The organism is Cognataquiflexum rubidum (assembly GCF_022538115.1).
GTDB classification, from domain to species: domain Bacteria; phylum Bacteroidota; class Bacteroidia; order Cytophagales; family Cyclobacteriaceae; genus Cognataquiflexum; species Cognataquiflexum rubidum.
This window is the reverse complement of sequence record NZ_JAKZAL010000040.1, coordinates 1-21,808: the sequence shown is the minus strand read 5'-3', so window position 1 is coordinate 21,808 and position 21,808 is coordinate 1. Positions and strand designations below refer to the sequence as shown.

The following is a 21,808-nucleotide window of genomic DNA, read 5'->3' as shown; positions in this document are numbered from 1 at the left end:
TATTTCGGTCAAAAGCTTTTTGACAGACTCATCATTGCTTCAATTTATCCTTACTGGAATGATTGCGGATAATCATATTTTTTTATATGATTATCCGCTATCATACCAGTAGCCAAATATCATTTTTCTCCACCTCGGCAAGCTCGGTGAACGGATATCGTGAGATCAGAGGGGGGTGGTAGAAATGCGGCAAAGCCGCATTTCTACCACCCCCCTTCAATATCAATAAATTCCGGTGGTCGATCCCGATAATTATCGTGGACGAGACCATTCTGTAAGTTATCCTATACTGGTAAGAAGGCGGATATACATATTTTTTTATGAATTTAAAATAAAGTGTTTCAAGTCAAAATAAAAAAAAATTAAACCCACCTTTGACCTAAAAAGTATGCTTTGCATCGTTATCTCCGATGATCTTAAACAAAAGCCTTCTGTTTTTTCAGCATATGATTAAACTCCTTTAAGAAAAAACAATAGAATTCAACATAAGTTTACTTCGAGCTTATAGAACAAGTTGGGAAATATTACCAGCTTAAAAGAGAAATATTTTTTCCTTCAAAAAAGTAGCTTGTTTTTAAAATTAAATTTTTGCTTTGTATGATTATCCGCTTTCATACCAGTAGCCAACTATCATTTTTTTCCACCTCGGCCTCGGTGAACGGATCTCGTGAGATCAGAGGGGGGTGGTTGAAATGCGGCAGAGCCGCATTTCAACCACCTCCATTCAATATCAATAAATTCCGGTGGTCGAGCCTGCCGAGACCATTCTGTAAGTAATCCTATACTGGTAAGAAGGAGGATATACATATTGCTTTATTTTTGGATGATCTTTTGAAGTGCCGTTTCATAAATTTTATCCGGGATTTTAATGCATGAGTCTTTGTAGCAAGCTAAATTGAGTAAACACAATTGTGAAGACTTGCAGAAATTCTAATAATTTCCCAACTTCGCTCACATTAAAATAATATTTAAAATTGCTCTTAGGACAAAAAGTTACCAACGAGGCTTTCAAAATAAGTGTCACCCAATTAAATGGCAATTCTTAATATTGAAATTTAATTACTTTGCTAAAGTAAAAAGGAACTTTTAAACAATAGAGAGAGGCTTTCTGCCGGTTGGTTTTTTCCCCGGATTTCTTTCTCATTCACAATATCTTATTTATGCAAAAATTTTTCTTTACCCAAGAATCAAATATGGAAATGATAGTCCAAGGTGGGAAACCAATGGGAGGGGCCGTAGTGGCAACACATGTTTGGATGGAGGCATTACATGATTTGGGCAATGAAGTTCAGCTCTTTAGATACATAGAAGACAATAGGAATATTTTGGAAGAATATCATTGGGTTAATACGGTAAAAGTATATGATTCACGGAAAGGATTCCCATTATTGAGATGGCCCTTATACAGGTTTCCAAAATTTTTTGACGCACTTAGGACATCAAAACCTGATTTTGTTTTTGAATCGATTCCTACTTGGACTTCATATTTTAATGGGATGATTTGTCATTTTTTGGGGATCAAACATATTTTGAGATTAGCAAATGATAATATGCTAGATGAAAGAATTAACTGGACACATAGTTTTTTTGATCAATTTTTTATAAAAAAGGCTTTTCTTCGGTGTGATTACATTATGACACAAAATTCATTTCAGTTTAGCAAAGTAAATTTGAATTACAAATCAAAAAAAGTCATTAAAATTTCTAATCCTTTTTTGATTAACAGGGAAGTGCTTGTTATGAAATCTTCTAATGCAGGTTATATATCTTGGGTTGCTAATTTCAGATATCAAAAAAATCTTCAACTGCTTTATAAAATTGCTATTCACCTGCCAAATGAACAATTTATGATAGCAGGACAACCTTTGATTCCCACGGACCCTGAATCGACAGAGTATATGGAGAAATTAAAAACCTTGACCAACGTACACTTTAGGGGTAATATTTCAAGGGATCAGATTCTGGAGTTTTACAAGGGAGCCAAATTTTTGTTGAATACCTCCCGTTATGAGGGGTTTTCAAATACTTTTTTAGAGGCCATGCAGACATGCACGCCAATTTTGACAACGGCACAGGTGAATCCCGACAACATTATTTCAGACTACAAAGTTGGCCTGATTTACAAAGATGAAGAAGATTTAAGGATTATTTTGGAAAAATTGTCAGTGGATAATTACCTGGATTTGTCTAGGAATTGTAAAGAATACATCCAAAACAATCATGACCATTTGATTTTAGGGAAAAAATTATTGGATTTCTTGATGTAAATTATTTGTAATTTTTTTTGTTTAATAAGATTTAAAAGGAAATGTTAAAGTTGTGAATTAAGACTTGTCCCACATTCTAATCGCTAACTCCACCTTCTTCGCTTAAGTCAAACTAAATCTAATTGAAATAATCGAAACAATGGGATTACAGGGTTTGTAAAGGTGTTTGTTGCAGTTAATTGAATTTTCTCAGCGGTCCCAAATTATGGAAGGCCATACAATTATTCGGCATTATATAACACCCTGAAGCTTAATATACTCTTTGATTCCTTGAATAGAACTATTCCAGCTATATTGTTGTCTAACTTTTTCAAAGGCCAATTCTCCCATTTGTTGACATAAATCCGGATTTTCCAACAAAATACAAAGTTTATCTGCTAACCCCTGAATATCCATAAAATCAACTAAATAACCCGATTTTCCATCGTCTACAAAATCAGGTAGGGCTCCGATTTTTAAAGCTACAATCGGTAGTTTATGCGCCATAGCCTCTAAGTATACTATTCCAAATGGTTCTCGTTTGGACGGCATACAAAAAACTGATGCATTTTCATAAAACTTTTTAACTTCATGAATTGGGAGTTTCCCCCAAATTTGAACGTTGGCAACATCAATACCAGGGTCGCATCCGACAATGTCAAGTTGTGCATTTGGATGTTTTTGAAGTACCAATTTAAAAGCTTCTACCAGTTCTGGTCCTCCTTTTCTGACCCAATCAACCCCTACGAACAATATTTTTTTTGCTTGATACCTGCTTAATGGATAGGAAATATTCTCTTGGGAAATATTGGCGCCGGCAAAAACGCATTTTACTTTTGATGCATCAATGTGGTATTGATTTAAAAGCGAATTTTTCACATGGTTGCTCATCGTAAAGAGTCCATCAGTCCTTTTATAAAAATTGGCTTCTTCCTGCTGCCATGAAAGGGGATTTAATTTATGTTTGGAAAAGCCGGGATACTCCAAATTTACCAAGTGGGTATGATCCGTGTAAACGAAATGGGGGGAATTACTTATTTTTCCGTCAAAATTGGATTGAGTCTGAAATGTAAATATATACTCTTTACTTTTAGCTGCTTTTTTAATTAGACTCTTAGTAAGCTTCCAAAAGTACGGGCTTTTTGTAAGGGCATTTTTTATGTTTTTGGGAGTCCACCTTTTGGTGACGAAAAGTGAGTTTACGATCAATAACAATTTATCTTTCAAGGACATTCTTTTCAATAGAAGCTTTAAGTCTATTGTTTCAATTTCAAATTCTTGAAAAGCTGATTGAAATTCTAATAACACCGCATCATTGATATGGGAGAAGGAACCCAAATGGGTAAACAATATTTTCTTTTTTTTCATTACTTCTTTTTCAATATAAAAATGCAAGCGTCGAAATTTACAGAATTTCAAAGACATCCTAGCGCGGCCAAAAAAATATTTTCATATTATTTAAAAATAAGTATATCTGTTTAGAATCTTCCTTTCCGAATCCTTTTAGGTGAAGTTGGACAATACCGAGGTATATGACATTTTGAAAATTTTTTTAGAAAGAAATGTTTATTAATTGCTTAACTTTCACCAAAATTTAATTTTCTTTGGCAAAATTTAATTTTCTTTGGGTTGTTAATTGTATGTTATGAAAAGAATTTTGGTATCAGGGGGAGCGGGGTTTTTGGGCTCTCATTTGTGTGATAGACTAATAAAGGAGGGGAATGAAGTTCTCTGTGTTGACAACCTATTCACAGGAAGAAAAGTCAATATCCATCATTTGTTAGGAAATAAAAATTTTGAATTCTTGAGACATGATGTGACCTTTCCCTTATTTGTTGAGGTGGATCAAATTTACAATTTGGCATGCCCTGCAAGCCCAGTCCACTACCAGTTCGACCCAGTTCAAACCACAAAAACGAGCGTTATAGGGGCAATAAACATGCTGGGCCTTGCGAAAAGGTTAAAAATTAAAATACTCCAAGCTAGTACTTCAGAGGTATACGGAGACCCTGAAGTTCATCCCCAACCGGAATCTTACAAAGGATCAGTAAATACTATAGGAATCCGGGCCTGTTATGATGAAGGCAAACGTTGCGCTGAAACTCTTTTTTTCGATTACCACAGACAACATAAGCTGGACATCAAAGTAATGCGTATTTTCAATACCTATGGGCCAAGAATGCATCCAAATGATGGAAGGGTTGTTAGTAATTTCATTGTCCAGGCCTTGAAGGGAGAAGATATTACCATTTTCGGCGATGGAATGCAGACAAGGAGTTTCTGTTATGTAGATGATTTGATTGAAGGGATGTATCGCCTTATGAATTCAAGGGACGGATTTACAGGCCCTGTTAATATCGGGAACCCCGGAGAATTCACTATGTTGGAATTGGCCCAAAAGGTAATAGAACTTACTGAAAGTAAAAGTAAATTGAAATTTTTGCCCCTACCTCAAGATGATCCCATGCAAAGACAGCCAATCATTGATTTGGCTAGAAAGGAATTGGATTGGGAACCAAAAGTACAATTGAAAGAAGGTTTATCAAAAACGATCGAATATTTTAAGAAAGTCATAAATTAAGTTTTGTTTTCTTTTTCAAAATCCATATTTCCTAGTTGTTATTCGACAATTCAAATTCTAAAAGGAGGTATCTATAAAAATTGGATACAAGTGGGTTATTTTATTTGGGTATACTTTATTGCCATTCGAAATAAAAAAAGATTGTATTCTTTTTGTCGTAATTGATGCTTGCAGACTTTAATCGGTTCTCCCAAAATAATTATTGCTGATTAAAGTTTTAGAGAAATTTTTGAATAATACTTTTCTTATTCGTTAATGAGTTTGATTAAAAAAACAAACACAATTACATAAAATCACCCCGGAAAAAGACGAAGAATCCAAACTGTAGGTATGCCGAAATAAGATAAAAGTGGAATTTCTATTTTTGTTCATGAAAATTAGAGCGTTAACGGAAAAAATAAACCTAATTTTTAGTATTATTTATTAGATCGACGGAAAGTTAGAAATGTTGAAATGATGATACGCCAATAAATGAAAGGAGGTTCTTGGAAATGAAAGCCTTTGAGCCATTGAGGTTACATTTAATCCATTTATTTTCATTAGTAAAAATAAAAAATATGTGTGTACACAATGATGCCAGTGAAAGCGATAATTCAAAGTTATTCAATATTGGAGACTGACATGTCCGAAACATCGTTCTCTTCCGACTTCGGTCTTCCGTCCCGACTGAAGTAGATTATTGGGTAACTGGCAAAGAAGCGTATATCCATTATAAAAAATTATGAAATCGACTAAATTGTTTCCTTCAATATGTCCTCAAGCCTTTTAGCAACCTCCTTGGCATAAAAATTTTCTTTGGCAAACTGAAAGTTATAGTCACTGATTTCTTGAATCGTATCTAAGTTAGATAGAAGGTCCTGAATTTTTCCAACTGTTTCTGTAGACAATGCTTCGGGGGGATTAATTGAAATCCCCATTTTTCCCTCAATAAAAAAATCTTTTACTCCTCCAACGATAGAGGTAACCAAAGGTAGACCAAATGCCATTGCTTCCAAAAGGCAAATAGGCATTCCCTCGCCATGCATACTTGGAAAAAGAAAAATATGTGAGGATAAAAAAGCATCTTTTTTTTCCTTGCCTGATATATGTCCCAAAAATTCAATATTTGTAATCATTTCAGATTGAACATAATCTTTCAAAGAGTCTAACGCTGAACCACTCCCTGCAATTTTGAATTGAAGTTGTTTATTTGAGAGTTGATTTTGAAGTTCCCTGAATAAATTTACAGCTTCAAAAATTCCTTTTTCCTTTTCTATTCTTGCTATAAATAAGAATACAATAGGAAAATTATGATGTTCATTCCATATTTTCCTCGGAATTAGGCCATCGGTGAGGAAAGAATCAACCACAGTCGTTTCAATATGAATTTTTTGATTAAAACCCCAAGAAACCAATTTCTCCTTAAACTCAGAGGCTAAGACTACCATAGAGTCTACTCTTTTGAATGATTTTAGGGGATATGCATTTGATTGATTGTATTTGTCTATTTTGAGTTCAAATTCTTTATCCCAACCATGAAAAAAAACAACTACTTTTTTATTTAAAAATTTTAATATTTGAATATAAACTTGATCTCTTGTGCACCCCGTTGTTGCAAAAGAAGTATTGATTAAGTATATATCATATTGGTTATTGATTAAGTGAATCAAAAATTTTGAATAATCTAGAATATATTGAAAAATGACTTTAGAACTTCTGATTGTACTCTTATTCCCCCTGAAAAAAAATTCGTAATTATTCCCCATAACTTTTTTGAGTGAGGAAAAATAAACCGCAACCCCTCCGGGTTTGTCAAAATATGGAGTAAGTATCAATACTTTCATAAATCAGTGTGGTGAAAGAACTCTAAGCAAATCAAATGCTTAAAATTACAAATGCAAAAACTTTCAATAACTTTAAATTATTCTTTTTTAAGATATAATTTATAACAGAAAGCAAAATTTCATTTAAAATTGAAACAATTTTGTTTTCTGTTATTTAAAAACCCAATATTCACTTTCATCCAATTGAAATTGGAATTAGGCTTAAAAAAACCTCTTATTAGTAATCCATATCAATCAGAGTTTTTTCAATAACAAACGAATGGGACTACCCAAATTAGAATACTGGATTGAAATATTATTTTGGTTATTGAGGGTTAAGATTTTACTTTCTGGGCATCACTTTTTTTTTTGATCATTTATGTGCTTTCAGTGAAAGTACCTTTTATAGTTTCTATGATAACTTAAATGATCGATTTTTCTGTTCCTTATTTTTTTGGCAGGATTTCCTGCATAAATAGCCCATGGTTCAGTATCCTTGGTTATGACAGAATCAAGGGCAACTGCCGTACCTTCTGCAATTGTTCTACCGGGAAGCACGGAGACACCCAAAAAAAGGCTTGCATTATCCTGAATAACCACGGAAGCACCTATGGTAGGGTATTCAGGATCATCCAAATCGTGTCCTAAAGTCATTATTTTGATGTGCCCTGCTAAATCAACATTGTCTCCTATTCGAATTCCTCTCCTTCCATCCAATAGTGAATCGTGTCCAATGGAACAATTCGAACCAATTACAATATTCCAAGGGGAATATACCCTCAAGCCCATTTGGATATTGGTGTCCTTACCAATTTTCATTCCATAAATGTATTTATAAATTAATCTTCTTAAAAAATAACTTGGAATCCTTGATACAATATGGTTGGCAAAGCTTAAATAAAAAAAATGAAAATATTTGATGACTTCACCTTTAAATCCGCTTTTTTTAAACCTATTTGTTTTCATATTCATTGTTATGATTTTGGTATAGGTAATAACTTAAACCTGCAAACATCCATGCATTGTTCCAACGCATAAATATGTTTTTGTCTTTGTAATGTTTGTGAATTCTAAAATAAAAGCCTCCTTTCTTATCCTGCATATTTTTCCCCATCCATAATGCCACTTTCTTTGCCAAATCTAAATACCCAAATCTACTGAGAGACAAGAGTGATTGTGCTGCTGCTGTACTATCAATTGGATAAGTTTTATTGTCGTAAAATTTTGGGATTCCTTCCTTTTCAAAAAAATGATTAACATAAAAGTGTAGCCCCTTTTCGAATTCAGGGATATATTCATTGTCTTGGCAAAGAGTCATATAAGCATTTATACAATCCAAGTTGTAGCCGGTATGGTAGTTGTCAGCCCATGTTCGAGCATCATGCATGGCATAAGGCCAAGATCCGTTCTCTCTTTGGACTTGTGTAACGTATTGTACTGCAATTTTCGCAGTTTTTTTAAATTCTGGATCTAAATTAAAGTAATATGCTTGTGAAAGCAACCTAGCAGCTTTTAAAGAAGCGTTCAACACAAATTGATTGTCAACAGGGGAATATGAAAAGCAAAATAGTTCGCCTTCATAAGAACGGTTAAGATCTTTCAATACAAAGTTGCTTGCATCTAGAATAATTTCTTTAATCTTTTCATTTGGAAAAATTAAATAACTTTCAAATAATGAATTAGTTATTATTCCGGTCGCTACGCTTGTGGGCACATAGGCGTTGATTTTGGTATATCGAGCCTCCCAATCAAAATCATAACCCCAGCAAAAACCACTATAACCGGTTGACTTGTTTTGGACCAAAAGATCAAGTAGAAAATCAATTTCTTTTTTGTAAAATCCCTCATCTGACGGAATAGCTTTCCCCAAATAAGAGTATGCTTGGATGCAAAGGCCAATTGTAACAGGATTTAATCCTTTTTTTACCAATAGAATCCTTCTTAGGTTGATGGGTATTCTTTTACAAACTTGTTGAGCTCCAAACCTAATTATCCGAGACTTTAGAATGGGGAGTTTAAAATAGGGAGACAAAAGAGTGTCATAGGGATCGTATCCCCTGTACCCATTTGATCGAATATGCTCCTGCAATTTTAATGTAGAAGAAAGAATAGCATCCATTTGGAGAAATTATATTTTAAAATAAACTAAATTCATTCCATTTACCAGCACAAACCATGATAATTAGGTAGATTCTCCAAATCCTCTATCCGGACAAGGTCAATTACCGCAGATTTTTGGGAAAGTGCGGATTTATATTTGTGACCATCAAAGTTTTTGTGGTTGATCAAAATGATATCGGCACTTTCAATCGCCTCCATTGGGTCATTGGTGATAAGATCGGATAAATGAGGCAAATGTTCATCAATAAATTGTTTATTGGCACCCACGAGTTTTGAAAGGTGCACATTTTTATCATAAATCGATAGGCTATAACCTTTACCAATCATTTTTTCAGCCAAATCGACAGAAGGACTATATCGCAAATCATCTGTACCCTCCTTAAAACTTAGACCCATCAAGGCAATTTTCTTCTTTCCTGTTCTTTGGATTATCTCAAATGCAAGTCTTTTTTGGTTTTCGTTAGAATCATGTATCGCATTGAGAACCGGAGAAAGTAAGTAATGGTCATGTGCTAAGGTGACCATACCCATCAGATCTTTGGGAAGACAAGATCCCCCATATGCAAAACCGGGTTTGAAATAAGCAGGTGAAATATTGAGATGAGTATCTTTGCAGAATATTTGCATCACATGGTGTGAATCTATTTCAAGTGCTTTACAAATATTTCCCACTTCGTTTGCAAAGGTGATTTTAAGGGCATGGAACGAGTTGTTCACATATTTAATGATTTCAGCGACTTCTATATCAGTTATCTCAATAGGAGCATCAAGTTCTTCATAAATTGAAGCTACCTTTTTTAAGGCAAGTTCATGATCACCCCCAATTACAGTAACTGCAGGGTTATAGTAATCTTTTACAGCCGAACCTTCTCGAAGAAATTCAGGATTAGATACAACCGAAAAGGCAACCCCTCTTTTTTTGCCGGAACTATTTTCTATAATTTCACCGATTTTTTTATTGGTGCCCGGCATTACTGTACTCCTGATGATGACAACATGGAAACTATCTTTCTTAGCGAGAGCTTCCCCAATTTGTTCAGCTGTTTTATAAATATAACTCAAATTTAAATGGCCCTGAGGAGAAGAAGGAGTACCTACGCAAAGTATACTTACTTCTGAATTCAAGACGGCTTCCTCAGCAAAAACAGTCGCAGTTATTTTGCCTCTTTTAAACTCTTCTGAAATGATATTATCTATATCCTTTTCGACGATCGTAGGTAAACCCTTATTAATAAGGTCTACTTTGAATTGATTAACATCCACTCCGATGACTCGGTGTCCATTTTTTGCGAGACAACCTAGGCTTACGCATCCGACGTAACCAAGTCCAAAAATTGAGATTTCCATTTTTTTTATTTAATATATTGTTTGATTTTATTTTCCATAAATGTGTTCATATCATCCCATTCGAGCAATAAATCTTCCCGTATTTTATCTTGAAGGTAGGCTTTAGTTTCAGCTTGGAGTGATGAATTAATTGGTGCTATCGCATTTTCCAAAGGGTAATGTTCTAAAATGCCGCGATCAATCAGCAGCTGATTGGCTTTCATTTCTCTAATCCCGCAATAAATACTGGGTACACCGAGCATAGAACCTTCCCTTGCCATGCTGTCACCTGAAGAAACTGTGAGTTTTGAATAGTATATGAGAGAATGTATATCCTCTATAGGTTCCTCCAAAAGGATCCAATTTGAAGGGAATTTATCTTTGATGGTTTTGTCTTCAAGTGAAAGTAAAAAAGGAAAGTTTTGATCGAGTTGACTTGAAATACTGCAAACAATGGCATCCATCTGATTATAATAATTAAATGATTTATTGCTTACCTCTCTTACAAAAACGTAACCATATGGTTTTAAACCAAATTTATCTAAAACAGAGGGGTTTGCATTAAAGTAGGATGGGCTCAGGTAACTCCATTCCTTTAAACAGTTGAACCACTCAATTTTTGATGATTTCTTTATGATTGGTGGAAAAAACAATTTCGTTGAGAGAATTTCATTTACTTTGTTTATGCCCTTTCTCTCAGGATCATCATAAAACTGTAATAAAGGTATCCTGCAATATAAACATGCCAAGGCCAATGGCGCGCTGCTTGCAGCGAGGCAAAGATGAATTTTTTTATCCCTAATTATTTTGATAAAATCAGCAGTTCTGACAACATTTCCATTCCAAAAAATTGACCATTTTGTTCCTTTGCTGCTACCAATTTTAAAGCAATCAAAACCCTGATATTCTTTTTCAATTATTTTTGGCAATTTACCTCTGTCAAGATAGCAAATTATTACATTCCATCCTTTTTGTTGAAGCCTTTTGGATATGTTTTTGAATAGATTTAATTGGGCAGGATGTTTAATATCGATTAAAATATTTTTCATATCAAGTTAAACCAAAGATGAATGGGGTTTTAAAGTAAATAGCAAAAATTATTATGAGACAAGGCTTGGATTTTCTTTTTCAAGCCTTTCATAAACTTGTTTGATTTTTTGAGAGTCGGCTTTATTCAAAATAAGTAATGCATCATTAGTGAATACAAAAATGGTATCTCGTAAACCTACAAATTCTGGGTGGATATCAATACCTATGGCCATATTCCCGTTTTCATCTACTGGATGTCCTTCGGATTTTAAATAATCATAAATAGATTCAAAAGATCCCATATCCGACCACCCAAATTCTGATTTGACCACCTTTATTTTCTTTGTTTTTTCCATCACAGCATAATCAACTGAAATCGAAGGAATTTCCAAAGTTTCTTTTTCAGGTAAAAAATTATTTACTTTCTTATTAAAGGCCGAAAGGGACGATTCAAATACTTTTGGTGTATGCATCTTCAATTCATCCAAGAAAACCGATGACTTAAAACAGAACATACCTGAGTTCCAGAGGAAATTTCCCGATTTTACAAAATTGGAAGCAGTATGGAAATCAGGCTTCTCCCTGAAACTGATCACATGCTCATTTTGAAATTCAATGTAACCATACCCTGTTTCTACTCTTGAAGGTGAAATACCAAAAGTTACCAAATAGCCTTCTTTTGCCAATTGTATTGCTCTATCAACACTATTAAGATATTCTTTATTATTTTCAATTAATTGGTCTGATGGTGTAACAAATAAGATGTCTTCAGGTTCAGTGGAAAAAGCTGCAAAAGCGATAGCCGCTGCGGTATTCTTTGGAAAAGCTTCAATCATCTCACTATAATCGTTAATACCCAAAGAAAGCATATCTGCATGGGACAATAAGTGATTATCTTTATTGCCAACAATTGTAATTTGGTCACAAAATTCTGAATTTCTGAAAACTGTTTTTTGAAATAAACTTTGTTTATTAAAGATTGGAAGATACTGTTTGGGTCTTGATTTTCTAGAAAGAGGCCAAAGCCTGCTTCCTACACCACCTGACAATATTACGTTTATTACTTTCATGAGATAGATAGTTTGAAAATTCAAGTTCTTGGATGACAATAAAATGACAGATAAAAAACAGAGTTTTTAAGCACAAAAATTAATTTGTTCAAATGATTCTCAAATAAAAAGATTCATTTTTAAATTTAATTGGATTGGAATGATTACCCCAAAAATAAAATAATTCTTTGAAATTGTTTATTACTTTTGTTCTATTTATTTTAATCATTTCTACCCCTTTACAAACTAATTTCAATTATAATCATTGATGAGGTCAATTGATCTTCCTGACATGGGTGGTGTTTTGACATTATTCAGCAAGAATTCACAATTGCCTTTATTGTTTTTATCCCTTTATTAACTTGTTTTTTAAATTCAGAAATTTATAATGTAGATCAAAAATCCGATTGGAAGGACTTTTGGTTCATTTTTCAAAGGATATATTGGTTAGGATGAGTAAAAATAATTAGTATTGGCATTGAAATAGACAACAAAATTTTCACCTATGGATTCCAAAAAAATTACTATCCTATTTTTTATAGGTTCATTAGCCTCAGGAGGCAAAGAAAGGAGATTGTTAGAACTTATCACATTTTTGGGAAATAATGAGAAATACCGTTTGATTTTGGTTACGAAAAAGACTGAAATATACTTTGACAATTTTGAAAAGTTGAAAATGGAGTGGGTTCAAATGGAGAGTGAAAGAATAGGATTAAGGACTTTTTGGGATTTTTTTAAAATCGCAAAGAGGGTTAAACCAGACATCATTCATTCATGGGGAAACATACAAACTTTTATAACTTTGCCCTATAAAATAAAATTCCGTCAAGCCAAACTAGTCAATAGCCAAATCACTTCTGCCCCCCCTAAAATTTCTTTCCAAGAAAAAATTGTTTCAAATATTAACTTTCGGTTTTCAGATGTTATTCTATCAAATTCCTTCGCTGGCCTTGAAGCTTATAGCCCTCCTAAATTAAAGAGTAAAGTAATATACAATGGAGTAAATTTAAATCGCTTTCAAGATTTGATTTCTATTGAAGATATAAAGGAAAGTTATGGTATGGGTAAAAAATTTACAATAGTTATGGTTGCGTCCTTTTCCGCGAACAAAGACTATCTAAGATTTTTTAAAATTGGGATTGCTCTTAGCAAAATAAGAAATGATGTTAAGTTTCTTGGAATCGGATTCTTCAAAGGTGGAGGGGAAGGCTTATTCCAAGAATGTAAAGATTTAACTAGTGAATATCCAAATCTCATCCCGATGGCTGGAACCACCCATGTGGAATCCCTAATTAATGCAGCGGATATTGGTGTGCTTTTCACAAATAAAAATGTTCATGGTGAAGGAATATCAAATGCATTGATAGAGTATATGGCTTTAGGAAAACCTGTTATTGCAAATGATGCCGGTGGTACCAAAGAGATTATTCAAAATGAAATTAATGGATACTTATTAAATGATGAATCTGAGGAAGAAATTGCAAATTTGATTGATAATCTTTTAAATGATCCTCGAAAAATGGAAATTATGGGAAAAAACTCCAAGGAACGGATATTTAAGGATTTCACTTTAGAACGGATGGGAACAGCTTTTGAAAAAATTTACCAAGAATGCCTATAAACAATTGGTTAAATTGTAGAGTCAATATATATTAATTTCTCTGAATAAATATATTTACCTCAAAGCATAATGATTAAAAACCATATTTAATTCCGTGTTTTATTGGCTTTCATTTATTTGAATCAAAACACTCTTTGTTACAAAATGATTTTACAGCCTTTAAAATGATTTAAATTTTGTGGACTCTGAATAAAATATCATCTCGTTAATCACCAAAATATTTTTGAGTAAATTACAATCAATATGGTAAAAGTTGAAAACGGAAATTATTCTCAAGTACGATTTCTTGAAGGTGACTCCGGTTTGAAAGAATTATATGACTCTAATTTATTGAGACAATGGAATCATTTGATGCAATGTTCATCAGTATACTCTGTTTTTCAATCTCCTGATTTTGTTCTTCCTTGGTTAGAAGAAAACAAAAAGGAATATTCTCCATTGATTCTTTTGATGTATTTAAATGGTTCGTTAATCGGACTTTTACCACTAGCAAGAAAAATTGACATCAAATCAGGGAAATTGTCTAAACATTTGGTTGGATCTGGTCATTTCTACGCTTTGTATCAAACTTGGTTGTTAGTAGAAGGTTATGAAGATATTTTTTGGGAAAAAGGATTACTGGGATTGATCAATCATATTCCAGGTTGCGAAATCAATTTAAAATCCTTGCCCAATCTGGAATCTTTTAAAAAAATGGCTTCCAATAATAAGGTATTTAAATACAGCGTTATTGAGAAATATCACAACCCAATTTTAGGTTTTAAATTGGATGATTATCAAAAAATTATAAATAAAAGACATTTTAAGGCTAAGTTCAACAGAGTCAATAAGAGTGGAGAACTTCTTTTCGAACATTTAAATTCTTTGGAAAGACTACAGCTTGCTTTGAATCATGTTGAAGTGTTTCACAACCTAAGACAGGGGGCAGCATTCAACAAAATCCCATTCCCCTTAAATAAGGAGGAGATAAATATTTTTATGGAATGGTTTAAAATGGGAATTCTGCATGCCACAGCTCTTTGGTTAGATGGAGAATTGATTGGAGCCATTATCATGATCAAAGATGGAGACCATACAGTTCATTTGGCAGGATTAATAACATATTCCCCTTTTCATAGTAAGTATTCTCCTGGATTGGTGCATTTATATTTACTTGTATTAAGGTTAAAAGAGGAAGGTATCAATTACTTAAAACTATCTCCCGGAAACGACTCTTATAAAGAGAGATTTTCTAATGAAAGTGAGGAGTTATTTGAATTGCTAATTTCACGCAATAGACTTTCTTTATTAAAAAGAAAATTTAGAATCCCAATTAGAAATCTCCTGCTCCGCAAAGGGATTCGTCCAATGGATATTAGCGTTTGGATAGATAAAAAGAGAGCTTCAATTAAAAACAGATGGTTTAAGTTACGAATAGGTAACATCCATAAGGAAGTTGATTGGATTCATTTTTTAGGCAAGTTTGAGAAATTTAATGAAAACAAGATTCTTGGAGAAATTGAATTAAGGGTTATGGATATTTCACAATTGCTTTTAGTTGATGACTATACCTTCGAAATATGTCGATGGGAATTCTTGAACGATGCTTTGAAACGTTTGGAGGAGAATCAAATTTTTTATACAATAACCAAAAATAACAGGTTGATATTTTGTGTATGGGATGAAAAACCTGAAAAGCTGTCTGGTATGAATTATGATTTGAAGATTTCTTACAATCCAAAAAATACATTTGCAGCATTAGATATTGATTTCAAACAACTCGAAATTTAGAAATAGAATAATTTGCTGAGTAATTGCAATAATTTTCGATTATTTCTTGCCCAACTATTTCTTATTTGATTTTATTTAATAAATTCAGAGTTTCAATAATAAATTCACCCATTAATTTATTATTGACAACTTTACCAAAACACCTTATTCAACATATATACAAGGTTTTACCACCAATATTATATCTCTATGTTTTTATTATGAAATTTAAAAACACTGTCATTAACTTCCATGTCATTAAAAACTCTAGGTGGATGGAACGTATTTTGATATTACTAAAAAGCCATTACCATTTTGTTTCTCTTTCTGACTTGGAAGATTTTTACTACCATGGTACTGATTTAAGAAATGCATGCCATATCACTGTTGATGACGGTGATATAAGTGTTTACACTCATTTATTTCCAATCATAAAAAAATACCAAATTCCCATATCTATTTATGTTTCTCCTTTGTGTGTAAGAGAAGGGAAAAATTTTTGGTTTCAGGAGATAAGTGGTTATGATTTTCAGAAGTTTTTTGAGTATTATTCAAAAATTTATGATCACTCAATGCAGTATGAAGGAAAGCACCAACTTTATGCAGTTTTGAAACATTTACCAATTGAAGAATTGATAAAGCTCATAGACTCTTTTAGGTTGTCACAAGGTATTAAACCTAAACCTCGAATGGGAATAAATTTAGAGCAATTATTAGAATTAAAAGCATCGGGCCTTGTTGAAATAGGTGCCCATACTTACAATCACCCAATTTTGGCTAATGAGGACAATTCAACTGTTATTTACGAAATTAGTTCTTGCATTTTAGAATTGGAGGAAATGATTGGAGAAAAAGTGAAGTGGTTTGCATATCCAAATGGTATTCCCTCCTTAGATTTTTCCAAACGTGAAATGGAAATTCTTAGGGAAAGTGGAGTAAAGTTGGCTTTTTCTACAGAAAACAAAAGGTTTTCAAAAAGTGATGATCCTTTAAGTGTTCCGAGAACTGGAATATCCAAAGGAAATATTCCATTTATTTTTGCAAAATTGTTTTTTGGTAGCAGATGGGATATATTGAAAGGATTATTTAATTCAAATAAAGAATCAGAGTTCAGAAAAAAAATGGTTTCACTGCAAAAAAGTAATTAACCTAACATTATGCAAAGTGATCCTAAAGTGCTAATTTTTGTTCCCCATTTTTTCAAAACGGGAGGAGTTACTTTGTTTTACAAATCCATACGTCCTTATTTTGGATCAAATTATAAGTATTTTTTTAGAGGGAATAGATCTTCAAATCATGAAAAGTGGGCTATAGTTAGCTATTTACTTGATTACACAAAGTTCTTAACTCATTTAATGATTTATAAAACAGATTTCATAGTATTAAATACTTCCTTAGCCAAATCTGGATGCAGCAGGGATGCAGTATTTATCTTCATTTTGAAACTTTTTAAAAAAAATTTTATGGTATTTTTTCATGGTTGGAATAAAGAGTATGAAGAGCAAGTTGAAATGAATTCGGGCTTTAATAAATTTCCTTTAAACCAGTTTAAAAAAGCCTCATCTGTGGTTGTATTGGCAAAAGATTTTAAATCGAAATTGGAGTCCTGGGGGTTTGATCAAAAAATATACTTGGGGAAAACAGTTGTGGAAAATAACTTGATTGAAGGCTATGTTAATCCTGCAAAAAAATTTCTTGATAAATCTATTTTCACTTTTATTTTTTTAGCGAGAGTGGAAAAGGCAAAAGGTATAATTGAAGCACTTCAGATTTATAAGCAAATTCAACTTATTAACCCGAACAAAAAAATCCAATTTAAGATAGGGGGAGAGGGTAGTTTTCTCAAACCTGCCAAGGATTTCGTGGCGATGAATAATATCCAAGATGTTCATTTTTTAGGTCATGTAGAGGGCCTTGAAAAAAGAATTCTTTTGGAACAAGGTCACTTTCTCCTTTTTCCATCCTATTCTGAGGGAATGCCTTTGTCAGTTTTAGAGGCAATGGCATTCGGGATTCCCTGCATGGTTACAGCTGTTGGAGGTTTAAAAGATTTTTTTGTTGACAAAGAAATGGGTGTATTACTTGAAGATCTGGATATAATTAAGGCCGTCAATAATGTGAATGCGATCATTAACGACCAAAATTGGTTAATCAAAATTTCAAATAAGAATTACCATTTTGCCCAAGAAAATTTTCTTGCCTCCCATGTCGCAGAATCATTAAAGGAACTTATTGTTGACGTTTACAAAATGAAAAGTAATGCTCAGAAATTCTAATGGGCGATCTTTTGTGAAACCAATTATTTTAAAAAGATTCTATTGAGTAAACTGGCGTACACTCAAAATTTCAGCTGAAATTAATCTTGGTGTAAAGACCTGAATTTTAAATAAAAATAAATAATCGCACTAAGCACGCCTTTTTTTAGGTCAAGGTAGTATGCCAGTTTTAAAATTTAAAATGCCAATTATTTTTTTACCTTAATTTTGGGAATCCATGTTTGTGGATATATAGATTAAAATTAACCATCAAAACCTGATGAACAATTACAGTTTACATTTGCCTTTGCAGTCTCGCACTTTAATTCAAAATGGAGATTTCTTGAAGGCGTGGGATGAATTACATTCTTTCTGCCCTTGGGCTACAATTTTTCAATCAAAAGATTTTGTTTTGACGTGGTTTCAATGTTTTACAGGCCAGGAACCTACCATAATTTGTGATTGGGATGGTAAATCCTTAACAGGACTATGGGTTTTGACTGAATCAAATGGAAGATTTACCGGTCCTGGATTTGATTTAGCAGAATACCAAGTGTGGTTATCCACTCCTCAAAGGCAAAATGATTTCGTGGAATCCGCTTTGAAAGAATTTCAAAAGACTTTTCCTTCTAAATCCATTTACATGAAATATGTCCCTGGAACTACACCTCTTGATGTCTTCAAAACAAGCAGCTTTCTTAAGCATCGTTCATTTTTTAGACATTACATTCATCCCATAATGCAAACGGATAAAGAAAGCCTTCAGCTTGAGCTTAAAAAGAAAAATAGAAAAGAGAAAATTAATCGTTTAAATAGGATAGGAGATTTGCGTTTTTCAAGAATAACTGATTTTAAGCAATTTGAATTATTGATTGATGAAATGGCATTGCAAAGTGATTTTCGGAAGGGTGCCATTTACAACAAAACTTTCTTTTTTAATGAACCAAATAGAAAGGACTTTTTACTTCGATTATTTGATTTGGGGCATGTTCATGTAACTTCACTGTCAGTAGATAATATACTTATCGCATCCAATGTTGGGATAATGGGTACAGATATCGTTCACCTTCAAGGAATAAACTGCCATTCTCCTTTCTATTCAAAATATTCACCTGGAATCTTACATTTTTTAATGTTAGGGATAGAATTAAGTGATACAAACATCCCTTATTTCGACTTGACACCTGGAGGGGCAGATGGTTATAAATCGATTTTAGCTAACAAACAAGGAGATGCGTTTGAATGGTGGTTTGGCCCCAAAACCTTTGCTTGGAGGGTGAAATTCAGGGAAAGTTTAAAGCAAAAAGTAAAAAAAGGATTGGAGAAACAAACTAAAACGGGCTTGAATTGGGAAAAAATCTTAGATTCTTATCTTGATTGGAAAAATTATTTCCTGGGTTTTAAAGATAAAATATTGAATATCCAAAAACCATTTACCACATATTTCTTAGGTTCAAAATCCGCCTGTATAAGACTTAATGGCTTAGATATTTTAAGGCCATATCTCGATGAAAGCTTAACTGAAAATGAGACATTGGGGAATCTTATACTCCGCAACAACAAAATTTTGGACCTTTTCTTTTGGGACGAAAAAAAAACCGGAATACCTAGATCATCTTTGTTTTTGGATTGTCTTAGCAGAATTGAATTTGGGCAACAAATGTTTACGTTAACGCAAGACAATGAACTATTTGGAGTAGTTTGGATAATCCCTATTGAAGCTAAAAGAAATGCTGAAGAAGAAAGGAACATAACAAGTGAAAAACAATACGTTTTATTATGTTCTTGTTACGAATTAGGCAGAGAAGAGGAATTATTAAAAATGTTATTCAAAATTTTTAGAAAATCAGTTCCACAAGAATACCAATCAAACTGTATTTTCGAATTAGCAGGTAATCAAAAAAAACTATCGGATTATATAAAAAATAAAAAAACTCGATTTTCTAAGGTATAAAGTAGAAATACAGGTTGAGGTAGTTTTATACCGACTTTTTGTTCAAAATCTAAGTTCTTAGGTTTTAAGATTAATTTAAAGCTTTTGAGGACAGCAAAAAGTAATTGATTTTTTACCTCAATGTAGAGTTTTACCCGATTTTTTAGATCCTATACAAAAGAAGCAAGACAAACAGACAACAATTAAGACTATTAGAACAATCAAAACTTTTCGAATTCGGCAACCTGAAAATCCGACATTAATTAACAAAATGACCAATTAAACAATTAACCCTTTTCTATAAAAAAATCATTAACCAATACCTTAGAATAAATCAATCCTTTTATAAATAATTTAATTAATTTTCTTAAAAACCTCAATCATTCCCCATTTCTTCCCCGCTTCCAGATCAGCCCTATTATTTATAGCATCAATCAAATCATTTAACAATGCAATCTTATTCCTTTCATCAGGAGATTTCATTCTTGAAGAAACAAACCGCTGAAGCTGTTCCCGAAAGCATCCCAAAAATTCTGGATTACTATTATATAGCAGCCCTGGAATCAAATGGACTCCTTCCAACTCATTCGCTGTTAGTTCTTCATCGGTCAGCCCCCCAAACTCCAGATAAAAATTTAAAAACACCTTCGAAGCATCTTTGTGATTTTTTTCATCCAACATACCCATACCATATTGTTGCAATTCACCGACTATCATATTCAATAAATCAGGTTTTCTAAACATTTCATCCTTAAATAAAAAATAAGAATTGATATACCGACGTTTGATGTCATCTGATAAACTCATGAATACCTCTCCACCAGACATCAATTCCCAAGCAAAACATACCATTTCATCCGGAGCCTCATCAAGCAACTTGTTAAATTTAATTATCAATCTTTCCCTTTTTCTTGAAGGTATTTTCTGCCAAATACCTTCAAAGCAATACCCCATGGATTCAGTTTGGTTGTCTGAAAAATTTTCATGGATGTACCACACAAGCACCGTTTCTGCTGCCCACTCCTTTTCCTCATCAGACAACTTTTCTATCCATCCATCCAAAATGGGTTGTAGTTCTTCAGGATCAGATTCCAAAGCCAATAAAAAATACCCTAAAGCACCATCATATTGTAACATACCATCCAATCCAAAGAAAAAAAGCACCTCGGTTACCACCTCAAAAATACCAATGCCTTGTAATTGTTTCAGACCTTTATCCAATTTCCCTTTCATTCCTGCTACGATAGGTAAAACACGAAGTAAACTCTCTTTATTATAGGCGCTTAGGACGTATGTTTGAGAAGTATGCTTTGGGAGACTGATTTCACGTTCAATTTCATCCCTTATCAATGGTGAAGTCTTAGTATCCAACCCATTTACTCCCATGCTCAAATTGAGTTCCCTCACCATAAGTTCCACAAGCGTATCTACAAATTCCTGATAGTCCCCGGCATGTAAGTGAAGCAAAAGGTTGATCTCACTGTCTTGGTATTGGGTGATTTGGGGTGTCAGGATCCCTACACTTCTCACTAGACTGTATTTAAACAAACCTTCATTTTCAAGTAAAAACAATTCAAAGATGTCCTCTGTATTCATAGAGATCGGGGTGTTAAGTCTTTTCCTTAACATGATTAAGGTGTGTACAATATACCTAATCTGTCAAATAATAAAATTGACTTACTAAGATTTTATCTGATTTCCTTTTACAAATAGGAATAATTTGACTTATATTAATTTTTACACTAAAACAGATCAGTCAAGAATCCCCTAATTTGAAAAATCCCCAATACTGAAATTATTGGCGCATCCTCCTAGTTTACCCCTTCGACAAATAACCCCATCGGGGCGAAATAATTATAGCCCCGTGCAAGGTCCTTCCGCCATTCTGATTCTAAGACAAATTCTAATGCACCGCCACTCGGGGTTTTGAATAGGCAGGAGTTTCCTTAACTATTCACCCAAAACATACCTTCAATTCTCCCTCCGAAAACCTGATACCAGAGAATCGGACACCCCAATAGCCTGTATGTTTAAATTAAGTAAAGCCAAGAGGTTAATGTAACTTTAAGTATCAAATAAATCTTACACTAAACCTC

The 21,808-nt window shown here is 33.2% G+C and carries 15 protein-coding genes; 7 read left to right on the top strand and 8 right to left on the bottom strand.

The features are described from left to right. The first annotated feature begins 1,529 nt into the window (after window positions 1–1,529). Window positions 1,530–2,267 (top strand): glycosyltransferase, encoded by a 738-nt coding sequence (locus tag MMU05_RS22720; protein WP_241143951.1) that lies wholly within the window; start codon window positions 1,530–1,532, stop codon window positions 2,265–2,267. Window positions 2,268–2,498: 231 nt separating this feature from the next. On the opposite strand, the gene MMU05_RS22715 is transcribed toward MMU05_RS22720, so the two are convergent. Beyond that, complete coding sequence (locus MMU05_RS22715) at window positions 2,499–3,614, bottom strand: glycosyltransferase family 4 protein (protein ID WP_241143950.1); 1,116 nt, start codon at window positions 3,612–3,614, stop codon at window positions 2,499–2,501. Between the two features lie 277 nt (window positions 3,615–3,891). On the opposite strand from MMU05_RS22715, the gene MMU05_RS22710 reads away from it, so the two are divergent. Continuing rightward, window positions 3,892–4,827 (top strand): UDP-glucuronic acid decarboxylase family protein, encoded by a 936-nt coding sequence (locus MMU05_RS22710; protein WP_241143949.1) that lies wholly within the window; start codon window positions 3,892–3,894, stop codon window positions 4,825–4,827. A 731-nt stretch (window positions 4,828–5,558) separates the two neighbouring features. On the opposite strand, the gene MMU05_RS22705 is transcribed toward MMU05_RS22710, so the two are convergent. The 6 genes from MMU05_RS22705 to MMU05_RS22680 all read right to left on the bottom strand — a co-directional run bounded on the left by MMU05_RS22705 (window position 5,559) and on the right by MMU05_RS22680 (window position 12,175). Further along, window positions 5,559–6,650 carry a glycosyltransferase family 4 protein gene (locus MMU05_RS22705; protein ID WP_241143948.1) on the bottom strand — a complete coding sequence of 364 codons (1,092 nt, stop codon included), beginning with the start codon at window positions 6,648–6,650 and terminating at the stop codon, window positions 5,559–5,561. A gap of 366 nt (window positions 6,651–7,016) precedes the next feature. Continuing rightward, window positions 7,017–7,448: an acyltransferase gene (locus MMU05_RS22700; RefSeq protein WP_241143947.1), complete on the bottom strand. Its 432-nt coding sequence runs from the start codon at window positions 7,446–7,448 to the stop codon at window positions 7,017–7,019. A gap of 133 nt (window positions 7,449–7,581) precedes the next feature. Further along, complete coding sequence (locus MMU05_RS22695) at window positions 7,582–8,559, bottom strand: hypothetical protein (protein WP_241143946.1); 978 nt, start codon at window positions 8,557–8,559, stop codon at window positions 7,582–7,584. A gap of 230 nt (window positions 8,560–8,789) precedes the next feature. Further along, the gene (locus tag MMU05_RS22690) at window positions 8,790–10,097 is read right to left on the bottom strand and encodes a UDP-glucose dehydrogenase family protein (protein WP_241143945.1); all 1,308 of its coding nucleotides are present in this window, start codon (window positions 10,095–10,097) and stop codon (window positions 8,790–8,792) included. Window positions 10,098–10,102: 5 nt separating this feature from the next. Continuing rightward, a complete protein-coding gene (locus MMU05_RS22685) occupies window positions 10,103–11,125 on the bottom strand; it encodes a DUF354 domain-containing protein (RefSeq protein ID WP_241143944.1) in 1,023 nt (340 codons plus the stop codon). A 51-nt stretch (window positions 11,126–11,176) separates the two neighbouring features. Beyond that, window positions 11,177–12,175 (bottom strand): mannose-1-phosphate guanylyltransferase, encoded by a 999-nt coding sequence (locus MMU05_RS22680; RefSeq protein WP_241143943.1) that lies wholly within the window; start codon window positions 12,173–12,175, stop codon window positions 11,177–11,179. A gap of 484 nt (window positions 12,176–12,659) precedes the next feature. Here MMU05_RS22680 and MMU05_RS22675 point away from each other — a divergent pair, with 484 nt between their 5' ends. From MMU05_RS22675 to MMU05_RS22655, 5 genes are all read left to right on the top strand, one after another. Continuing rightward, window positions 12,660–13,775 carry a glycosyltransferase family 4 protein gene (locus MMU05_RS22675; RefSeq protein WP_241143942.1) on the top strand — a complete coding sequence of 372 codons (1,116 nt, stop codon included), beginning with the start codon at window positions 12,660–12,662 and terminating at the stop codon, window positions 13,773–13,775. Between the two features lie 243 nt (window positions 13,776–14,018). Beyond that, window positions 14,019–15,545: a GNAT family N-acetyltransferase gene (locus MMU05_RS22670; RefSeq protein WP_241143941.1), complete on the top strand. Its 1,527-nt coding sequence runs from the start codon at window positions 14,019–14,021 to the stop codon at window positions 15,543–15,545. A gap of 254 nt (window positions 15,546–15,799) precedes the next feature. After that, complete coding sequence (locus MMU05_RS22665) at window positions 15,800–16,672, top strand: polysaccharide deacetylase family protein (protein ID WP_241143940.1); 873 nt, start codon at window positions 15,800–15,802, stop codon at window positions 16,670–16,672. Window positions 16,673–16,681: 9 nt separating this feature from the next. After that, window positions 16,682–17,800 carry a glycosyltransferase family 4 protein gene (locus MMU05_RS22660; protein WP_241143939.1) on the top strand — a complete coding sequence of 373 codons (1,119 nt, stop codon included), beginning with the start codon at window positions 16,682–16,684 and terminating at the stop codon, window positions 17,798–17,800. 259 nt (window positions 17,801–18,059) lie between these two features. After that, a complete protein-coding gene (locus MMU05_RS22655) occupies window positions 18,060–19,733 on the top strand; it encodes a GNAT family N-acetyltransferase (RefSeq protein WP_241143938.1) in 1,674 nt (557 codons plus the stop codon). A gap of 333 nt (window positions 19,734–20,066) precedes the next feature. On the opposite strand, the gene MMU05_RS22650 is transcribed toward MMU05_RS22655, so the two are convergent. Further along, entirely contained in the window at window positions 20,067–21,062 is a 996-nt protein-coding gene (locus tag MMU05_RS22650; protein ID WP_241143937.1) for a hypothetical protein, read from the bottom strand. Window positions 21,063–21,808 lie beyond the last annotated feature (746 nt).

What these genes read in the sequence shown, in the direction of transcription:
- MMU05_RS22705 (WP_241143948.1), bottom strand. Translation starts at nt 6,650, where the DNA reads ATGAAAGTATTGATACTTACTCCATATTTTGACAAACCCGGAGGGGTT.
- MMU05_RS22680 (WP_241143943.1), bottom strand. Translation starts at nt 12,175, where the DNA reads ATGAAAGTAATAAACGTAATATTGTCAGGTGGTGTAGGAAGCAGGCTT.
- MMU05_RS22690 (WP_241143945.1), bottom strand. Translation starts at nt 10,097, where the DNA reads ATGGAAATCTCAATTTTTGGACTTGGTTACGTCGGATGCGTAAGCCTA.
- MMU05_RS22665 (WP_241143940.1), top strand. Translation starts at nt 15,800, where the DNA reads ATGGAACGTATTTTGATATTACTAAAAAGCCATTACCATTTTGTTTCT.
- MMU05_RS22715 (WP_241143950.1), bottom strand. Translation starts at nt 3,614, where the DNA reads ATGAAAAAAAAGAAAATATTGTTTACCCATTTGGGTTCCTTCTCCCAT.
- MMU05_RS22670 (WP_241143941.1), top strand. Translation starts at nt 14,019, where the DNA reads ATGGTAAAAGTTGAAAACGGAAATTATTCTCAAGTACGATTTCTTGAA.
- MMU05_RS22675 (WP_241143942.1), top strand. Translation starts at nt 12,660, where the DNA reads ATGGATTCCAAAAAAATTACTATCCTATTTTTTATAGGTTCATTAGCC.
- MMU05_RS22685 (WP_241143944.1), bottom strand. Translation starts at nt 11,125, where the DNA reads ATGAAAAATATTTTAATCGATATTAAACATCCTGCCCAATTAAATCTA.
- MMU05_RS22655 (WP_241143938.1), top strand. Translation starts at nt 18,060, where the DNA reads ATGAACAATTACAGTTTACATTTGCCTTTGCAGTCTCGCACTTTAATT.
- MMU05_RS22700 (WP_241143947.1), bottom strand. Translation starts at nt 7,448, where the DNA reads ATGAAAATTGGTAAGGACACCAATATCCAAATGGGCTTGAGGGTATAT.
- MMU05_RS22660 (WP_241143939.1), top strand. Translation starts at nt 16,682, where the DNA reads ATGCAAAGTGATCCTAAAGTGCTAATTTTTGTTCCCCATTTTTTCAAA.
- MMU05_RS22710 (WP_241143949.1), top strand. Translation starts at nt 3,892, where the DNA reads ATGAAAAGAATTTTGGTATCAGGGGGAGCGGGGTTTTTGGGCTCTCAT.